Origin of the sequence: Synechococcus sp. H70.1 (assembly GCF_047502705.1) — a bacterium.
In the GTDB taxonomy this organism is placed as follows: domain Bacteria; phylum Cyanobacteriota; class Cyanobacteriia; order Thermostichales; family Thermostichaceae; genus Thermostichus.
Map to the genome: position 1 here is coordinate 1 of NZ_JANSIV010000171.1, position 3,627 is coordinate 3,627.

The window sequence follows — 3,627 nt, forward strand, 5'->3', positions numbered from 1 at the left end:
GGCAGATCGCCGGTGATGATCTGCTCCCAGCGCCGGGCCGCTTGCAGAACAATGTCGCGCTGGGAAGGGCTGAGGCTATTGTCGATAAATTCAACCTCGATGTTGAAGCTGCCGGCAGGGGGAGAAGCTGTAGGAGCAGGAGTAGGTGCCGAGCCAACCAGAGCAGTCCTAAGCTGGAAAGCGCCTGTAGCACCCGGGTTGTAACTGCTAACCCGCACCAAGTAGTTAATTCCAGCTTGCACAACCAAGTCTAGCTGGGAATTCCTACTCCCCCCAAAGTCGTCGTTTTCGGCAATTACCTCCCCAGTAGCCTGGTTAACGATGAAGAGGTAAGTATCAAACTCGCTGCTGGAAAGCTGGATCCGCACCGTTTGCCCCGCGGACGCGCTGAGCAGGAACTCCTGGATGAAGTGATCCGGGCGACGGGGATCCCGCGGACTACTGGTGGTCAGGCGACCCGTTACCGTCTGCGGCACCCCCAGGGTGGAGATCTCAGAGGATGACGGCGAGGGCGAGGCCATGGGGGAAGGAGTGGGCGAAGGCGAGGCCGTTGGAGAAGCAGAAGGAGTAGGCGAGGCTGTCGGTGGGACAAACCCTGGCCCCGGCAACCTGGCTGCCTGTTCGGGCGTCAGGTTAAGGGGAGGCTGTAGCCGCAGCACATTGTTGACAAAATCGTTGATGCGGTTGGCCTCGCGGGTTCGCAGAGTGGCAATGGCAAACAAGATGGCCGCGTCCCGATCCGTTCCCCCCCTGCCGTCGCCATCGAAATCGGAAATGGCAACCGGGTTGGGGTTGGCTGTGGTTACCTCAGCCAAAGTTATGGGCGGCTGCAACCGCAAAACGTTGTTGACAAAGCTAACAATCTGGCTGGGCTGGGTGATCCCGCTGGCGATGGCAAAGGCGATGGCGGCATCGCGGATGGTTACCGATTGGGGGTTGCCGTCGTAGTAGGCGGCAGGGGTGGAGGAGGGCGTCTCTGGCCGGCTGATCAAGCCAGGCCCCGTGGCCAGGCCGCAGGCTGCCAGGATCCCGAAGAGAAAAGTTACCGCCAACAGCAATAGGCGTCTGCGTGAGCCCATAGAAAAAACCCTCTGGCAGGATGATCAACACTAAGGCAGCGCCATCAAAAAGTTACCAGCAAAGATTACCCGCTTCAAGGCCAGAGGAACGCCGGAGAGATATAGATTGCTGGCTGTGCAGTAAGATAGGGAGCGTGCTAAGAGTTTGGGATACCTAAAAACACAGGAAGGCCGCCATGGCAGAGAAAGTTGTGTCCAACCCCGTCCAGGCGCAGTTTGACGAGTTTCCCTACCCAAATGTGCCGATTGAGCAGACGGTTACCGACAACCTGGCCCTGTTTGCCAACAGCCTCACAACAGCCAGGTACCTGCGGGATCGCAAGGTGGTACTGCCGGAAGGCAAGGTGATGCTCAATGCCGGCTGTGGCTCCGGCTGGGAAACTTTGGTTTTGGCAACTGCCAACCCCGGCGCTCGCTATGTGGGAGTGGATATTTCACCTGAATCCATCAAGCTGGCGAAGCAGCGCTTCAAGTTCCACAAAATCGAGAACGCCAGCTTTCATGTTATGGACATTACCGACATGACGGCGCTGGGGGAGGAGTTTGATTTTATCGCCTGCAACGACGTTCTCTACCTGCTGGACGACCCGGTGGCCGGCTTGAAAGGCATGCGGCAGGTGCTCAAGCCTGATGGGATCATTCGCACCAATGTGCACAGCCTTTATCAGCGGCAGTTTATCTTCAACATGCAGGAGGCGATGGAGCTGCTGGGGGTGATGGATGAGCCAGCGGCCAAAGCTGTACCGCTGCTGCGGGAGGTGATGGAAGCTCTCACCGATGCCAGCTTTGTGAAGAGCCACTGGAACGGCGATGCCATCAAAACCACAGGGGGGATTCTGGCCAATTTCCTGCTGCGCAGCGACAAGGGCTTTACGGTGCCGCAGGTGTTTGAGATGTTAAGGCAGGCCGGCCTTGAGTTTATTAGCATGGTGAACTGGCAGCAGTGGAAGGTGGAGAGGGTTTTGACCAAGCCGGTGCCCTACACGATGCGGCAAATCAACAAGTTAAGCGAGGAGCAAAAGCTTCACTTCATCGAGCTGGTTTTCCCCAACATGACCCGCCTGATCGACTTTTGGTGTGGGCACCCCGGCATTCCCAAGCCTGAGCCGTTTACGAACGACGAATGGTGGAATGGCACTGTACAAGCCCACCCGCTTTTGGTGAGGTTGGATGCCAAGCAGGCGTTCCTCAACGCCATTCGCGACAACGGGCCTGTCAACATCAACGGCTGGCCGGGCGCTGAGGGGAACATTACCATCGATCCTTTCTCGGTGCGCTGGCTGGTGGATGTCTTCGGCCCCTTGCCGGTGCCGGTGCAATTGCTGGTTCACAAAGCCATGGAGATTATGGACTGGACGCAGGAAGAAGCGTTTAGCCAAGTGTTGGCCAACCTGAAGTTTTTGGAAGAGCGCCTGGTGATTCTCCTAAACTCGCCGCTACGGTAAGGGCGACTGCAGTTAGCAGCTTTTCCAAGCCCCTAGCTTTCCGAGGGCTTTTTAGCGTTATCCCAGCCGCTCCTCGGTTTGCGGGTCAAAGAGGTGGAAGCGATCCATGTCAAAGACCACTTCTGCCCATTGGTTGACGCGAAGCTGGGTACGGGGATCCACGCGGGCCACAAACTCCTGCTCGGGGAGGATCCCTTCGGGGTCGGCGGCGCTGAGGTGGAGGAGGACTTCAGAGCCCAGGGGCTCGACAACGGCAACTCTGGCGCGCACGCGGGCGGGTTGGATCCCTGGGGGCTGGTACTGGGGATCGTGGATGTTTTCCGGGCGGATGCCGAAGATGACCGGCTGGCCGGCGCGGGGCCGATAGGGATCCGCCTGGTGGGGGGGGATGGGCACGCGGAAGGCGCCGCTATCCACCCAGAGGGTGCCCTCTTGCTCCCGCAGCTTGGCTGAGAAGAAGTTCATGGAAGGGCTGCCGATGAAGCCGGCCACAAACAGGTTGGCGGGGCGGCTGTAGAGGGCCTGGGGGGTATCCACCTGTTGCAGGCGGCCATCCTTCATGACGGCAATGCGGTTGCCCATGGTCATGGCTTCCACCTGGTCGTGGGTGACGTAGATGAAGGTGGTGCCCAGTTGCATGTGCAACTTGCTGATCTCGGCCCGCGCCTGCACCCGCAGCTTGGCGTCGAGGTTGGAGAGGGGCTCATCCATCAAAAACACCGCCGGGTTGCGCACAATGGCCCGCCCGACGGCAACCCGCTGCCGCTGCCCACCGGAAAGTTCCTTGGGCTTGCGGTGGAGCAGGTGTTCGATCCCCAGCCGCTTGGCCACCCCCCGAACTCGGCTTTCGATCTCCGCCCTAGGCAGGCCGCGCAGCTTAAGGCCAAAGGCCATGTTCTCGGCCACGGTCATGTGGGGGTAGAGGGCATAGGACTGGAAGACCATGGCAATGTCCCGATCCTTGGGGGGAACGTCGTTCACCCGGCGGTTGCCGATGTAGATGGAGCCGGCACTCACCTCCTCCAGGCCGGCCAGGAGGCGCAAAGTGGTGGTCTTGCCACAGCCGGAGGGGCCAACGAAGACGAGAAATTCCCCGTCTTCAA

Annotated in this window: 2 protein-coding genes and 1 pseudogene; 1 reads left to right on the plus strand and 2 read right to left on the minus strand. The window is 59.6% G+C overall.

From position 1 onward, the window contains the following. Positions 1 to 1,079, minus strand: a pseudogene (locus NW827_RS11270) (peptidase M8); the annotation flags it as partial. A 176-nt stretch (positions 1,080 to 1,255) separates the two neighbouring features. Between NW827_RS11270 and NW827_RS11275 the strand changes: the two are divergent. Further along, positions 1,256 to 2,524 carry a class I SAM-dependent methyltransferase gene (locus NW827_RS11275; protein WP_414503699.1) on the plus strand — a complete coding sequence of 423 codons (1,269 nt, stop codon included), beginning with the start codon at positions 1,256 to 1,258 and terminating at the stop codon, positions 2,522 to 2,524. A 57-nt stretch (positions 2,525 to 2,581) separates the two neighbouring features. On the opposite strand, the gene NW827_RS11280 is transcribed toward NW827_RS11275, so the two are convergent. After that, a partial coding sequence (locus NW827_RS11280) for an ABC transporter ATP-binding protein (RefSeq protein ID WP_414503700.1) occupies positions 2,582 to 3,627 on the minus strand: 1,046 nt, incomplete at its 5' end.